Consider the following 4,219-nt stretch of genomic DNA (forward strand, 5'->3'; position numbering starts at 1 on the left):
TATCAGGTGCGCTGTTTCCTGCATATAGGCAACGCCAAGGTCAGCGCCATGCTCCAGCAATCGGACTATTTCGAAGATGAAAAGAAAAACGGCATTGACTTGAGGTTTTTCAATCACCATCAGATGATTGCACGGCAGTTCTTTGCACGACTTGCTTATGATTATGCCCAGAATATGTGCGATCCCAATGCTGCCTTTCGGCTAATTGTCTTTGGCACCGGAGACACGGCCAAAGCCTTGCTGGTACAGGCCCTGCAGGTGATGCATACGATCAACCCGGCCTCACCCGACATTATTGTGTATGGTGCAGACGCCGAGCAGGCCGGCAGGCAACTGGCTGCCGAGTATCCGGGCGCCGCAATGGTGTCGTCGATCAAGTATATGCCGTTTGATGGCGCTTATGATCATATATTGAATGAGTTAGTCATTGATCCACCGGCTCATCTTGTCCCCGTGGTGATTGTCGCATTTGACGACGATTCGGCCAATCTGAAACTGTCGCTGGAAATATTGCATGCGATGCCCGCAGCCGCGTTTCGTGTGTTCGCCTTGAACTATCACAATGATGGCCTGAATGCGCTGCTCAAGTCCCGTCAGAGCAGATTGAACCGCCTGATTTTTTTTGGCAGTCTGGAATCGGTGTGCCAGGTGGAGCTGATTACACAGGAACGGCTGGATGTCACGGCGCGCAGCATTCATGAAGACTATCTGCAGCAACTTGCACCGCAGCAGGGTTCGCTCAGCGAAAGCGACGCTTATAAACAATCGTGGGACATGTTGAATGAACAGGCCAAGGACGCGAACCGTGCACAGGCGGACCATATTGCCTACAAACTGGCCATGTGCGGGAAGCTGGCGCTAACACAGGAGGAGGGGGCAGGCGTGCAGGACGCGCGCTCATTTACCGCCGACGAGGTCGAAATGCTCGCACAGGTGGAGCATACACGCTGGATGGCGCAACGTTACCTGGCGGGCTGGCGTTACGGCACTCTGCGTGATGACCGGCGGCGCTTGCATCCTTCTCTGGTGGAATGGGCGATGCTTCCCGAGGCCGAAAAACAAAAGGACCGGGACGTTGTATTACGCATTCCCCACCTGGTGCGCGGTAATGAAGCTAAACCGACTGTCTGAGTTTGCTGTTGGCGCGCCCGGACGCCGCTTTCGGTGTATATTGTGCGAGTTCGCAGTGAGTGGCGGTGAGCCGGCTTGACTGTGGCCCGATGGTGTCGCTGCATGGTCAGCAGCCTTTTGACGGTTGTCCTGCGACGCCGTCGTCAACGATGGTAAGCATAAGTTGTGGTAACCGATAATCCAGAAATAAAGACGCCTGCATTATTGCAGGCAAAAAATCTCAGTCGCAACGATCCGTTAAGCGGTCATATATTGCTGCATCCGGCAAACTGTACAGTCGAGCCCGGTGATCGTATCGCGTTGTCCGGCGCCTCTGGCTCCGGAAAAAGTATATTTGTACGGACCCTGGCCTTACTGGACAAGCCCGATGCTGGCGAACTGATCCTTCACGGCAAGCCGGTACAACGGGCCGACGCATGTCGCTACCGAGCTCAAATTGCCTATATCCGGCAAAGCCCGGTGCTGCTGCAGACCAGCGTCGAAGGCAATCTGACCTTTCCTTTCGGACTTACCGTGAACCGGGATAAAAAGTACGATCGACAGAAAATCGAACGGTTTCTGCACGCTATTGACCGCCCCAGCGCCTTTCTGGCCAAGGATTCGGACACGCTATCAGGAGGAGAGAAGCAACTAGTCTGCCTGTTGCGCGTATTGCAGCTGGATCCCTGTCTTTTGCTGCTGGACGAGCCTACCTCAGCGCTGGATGAGTCTACAGCGCAACTGGTGGAAAAGCTGATTGAGCACTGGATGTATGTGAACGATCGTCGCACGGCGACGCTGTGGATCAGCCACGATGAGCAGCAAAAGGCCCGGGTTGGGAATCGTGTATGGCAAATGAAAAGCGGCCGCCTCACGACCGATGAAATAGCGGAAGGGCAAGAATGAACCTTGAATATATGGAAATATCGATCGGTGAAATCGGTCTGGCGGCATTGCTTATCCTGGCCAACGGATTGATTTCATTGCTGTTGCGCTTAAAGCTGGAAAGGCAATTGTTGATTGCCTCTGTACGGATGGTGGTGCAGCTGTTTGCCATCGGTCTGATTCTCAAATGGGTGTTTGCTGCCGACAAATGGTATATCGTGCTCGCGATCATGACTGTGATGACCGTCATTGCCGGGCTTGCCGCCAGAAACCGCAGTCGCATTCGTTACCGGGGCATGCAATTGGATGCCCTGTTTTCAATCTGGATACCGTCGTGGCTGGTCATGGCCATTGGCCTGGTATTGATCATGCGTATACAGCCTTGGTATTCCCCTCAATATGTGATCCCGGTGCTGGGCATGATCATGGGCAATACCCTGACCGGCGTGTCGCTGGGGCTCGATCGCATTACCAGTGAACTGACGCAGCGGCGCGATCACGTAGAGATGATGCTGTCGCTTGGCGCCAGCGGCTGGGAGGCCTATCGCGAAGCGGCGCAGATGGCGGTGCGGGCAGGGATGGTGCCCACCATCAACAGCATGATGGTGATCGGTCTGGTCAGCCTGCCGGGCATGATGACCGGTCAGATCCTGGCGGGGCAGGACCCCGAGCAGGCGATCCGTTACCAGATCCTGCTGATGTTTCTGCTGACCGCCTCTTCGGCTATCGCATGCGTGCTGGCTATTTTGCTGGTCTATCGGCGCGTATTCGGCCCGCAGCATAATTTCCTGTATTGGAAGTTGCACGAGTCTGCCTAGATACTGCATAAGGATTCAGGGTAGCGGCATCGGACAAAGGGATATGGTCCGGCTGTAAGTTTCCACGAAGGAAACCGGCAGCCGGATTTTTTTATGCCCCACGACAACGCTCGGGCACGTGGGGCCGGGACCCTGTCGTAATTCACTTGTCATCATTTCGACTGTAATTAAGGGTTTTCCCCAGATGGCTGGTGAACGCAACGTCTATACACTGTATCCATAATATAGAAATAAATCCATATTATGGATTTATTTAGATGGCAAAGCGCTTATGCCCGTATCGTGGCCGAGCGCGCCATGCCAATTCCCTTTACTTTATTGAATATCTCCGGAGACAAATCTGTCATGATCTACCCTCGTCGTGCCGTGCTGGCCTTACTGATTGCCTGTGGCGGCCTGGCCTCTGTTCCCGCCCTGGCTGCAGCGGCAAATGCCTATCCTGCCCAGCCCATTACACTTGTGGTGCCGTTTCAACCTGGCGGCGGCACCGATGCCGTTGCCCGCAGTTTTGCCAAGGCCGCGGAACAGCACTTTCCCAAAGGCATGATCGTGCTTAACAAGTCTGGCGCGGGCGGCGCGGTGGGGTGGAAGTATGTGCTTAATCAGAAACCGGATGGCTATACCCTGGCTGTGGTGACCGGCGAGTTTGTGACATTGCCGCTGCTCAATCTGTTTGACCGTTCTTACAAGGATTTCACGCCGCTGGTTCAGTTAAACGCCGATCCAACAACACTGGTGGTGCACAATGATTCGCCCTATAAATCTGTAGAGGATTTTCTGGCTGCTGCCAAGAAAAACCCTGATGGCATGAATGTGGGAACCCCGGGCACTGGCGCTGTTTACGATGTTGCGCTCAGTGCATTCGAGGTCAAGTCGGGCACCAAGGTGACGCATGTTCCCTATCCCGGCTCGGGGCCGTCGCTGCTGGCGTTGCTGGGTAAACAGGTCGATGCCGTGGCCACCAGTCCCGCTGAAGCGGCTGAATACGTTCGCAGCGGCAAAATGCGCCTGCTGGTCGTGATGAACGAGGAACGCGTGCCAGAGTTCAAGGATGTACCAACCGCAAAAGAAAAAGGGATTGACGTCTCCTATGGTACCTGGCGCGGCGTTGCGGGCCCCAAAAATATGCCGGTCGAAGCGGTCAGGGTGCTCAAGGAAGCATTTGAGAAAGTGGCGCAGGATCCGGAACTGATCAAGTCCATCAAACAGCAGAATCTGGGCTATGTGTATGCTGATGGCGAGGCATTTGAGCAGAAGATGGCTATGGAAACAGACGGATACAGCAAGGTTCTGAAAGAACTGGATATCAAGTAACCCAGACCGTTTTCAGAACTCACATTTGACATATCGCCCCACATGGATGGGGCCAAGGAATTGTTATGACCGAACCCACTCCCTATCGTTAC

At 54.4% G+C, this 4,219-nt stretch carries 4 protein-coding genes; all 4 read left to right on the forward strand.

What is annotated here, in order from left to right; translation table 11 throughout:
- On the forward strand, window positions 1-1,131 hold a 1,131-nt coding region (locus ACTIKR_RS20230), incomplete at its 5' end, for a RyR domain-containing protein (protein ID WP_442328850.1).
- Window positions 1,132-1,296: 165 nt separating this feature from the next.
- Window positions 1,297-2,016: an ABC transporter ATP-binding protein gene (locus ACTIKR_RS20235; protein WP_442328851.1), complete on the forward strand. Its 720-nt coding sequence runs from the start codon at window positions 1,297-1,299 to the stop codon at window positions 2,014-2,016.
- Window positions 2,013-2,813 (forward strand): ABC transporter permease, encoded by an 801-nt coding sequence (locus ACTIKR_RS20240; protein WP_442328852.1) that lies wholly within the window; start codon window positions 2,013-2,015, stop codon window positions 2,811-2,813. Before ACTIKR_RS20235 ends, ACTIKR_RS20240 begins: the two co-directional genes overlap by 4 nt.
- Window positions 2,814-3,056: 243 nt before the next feature.
- The gene (locus ACTIKR_RS20245) at window positions 3,057-4,127 is read left to right on the forward strand and encodes a tripartite tricarboxylate transporter substrate binding protein (RefSeq protein ID WP_442328853.1); all 1,071 of its coding nucleotides are present in this window, start codon (window positions 3,057-3,059) and stop codon (window positions 4,125-4,127) included.
- The last annotated feature ends 92 nt before the right edge of the window (window positions 4,128-4,219 follow it).

The organism is Advenella sp., assembly GCF_052108595.1.
Taxonomy (GTDB): Bacteria; Pseudomonadota; Gammaproteobacteria; order Burkholderiales; family Burkholderiaceae_B; genus Advenella.

Bases quoted from the DNA above. Each gene is read 5' to 3' on its own strand.
- ACTIKR_RS20240 (WP_442328852.1), top strand. From the start codon at position 2,013: ATGAACCTTGAATATATGGAAATATCGATCGGTGAAATCGGTCTGGCG.
- ACTIKR_RS20245 (WP_442328853.1), top strand. From the start codon at position 3,057: ATGGATTTATTTAGATGGCAAAGCGCTTATGCCCGTATCGTGGCCGAG.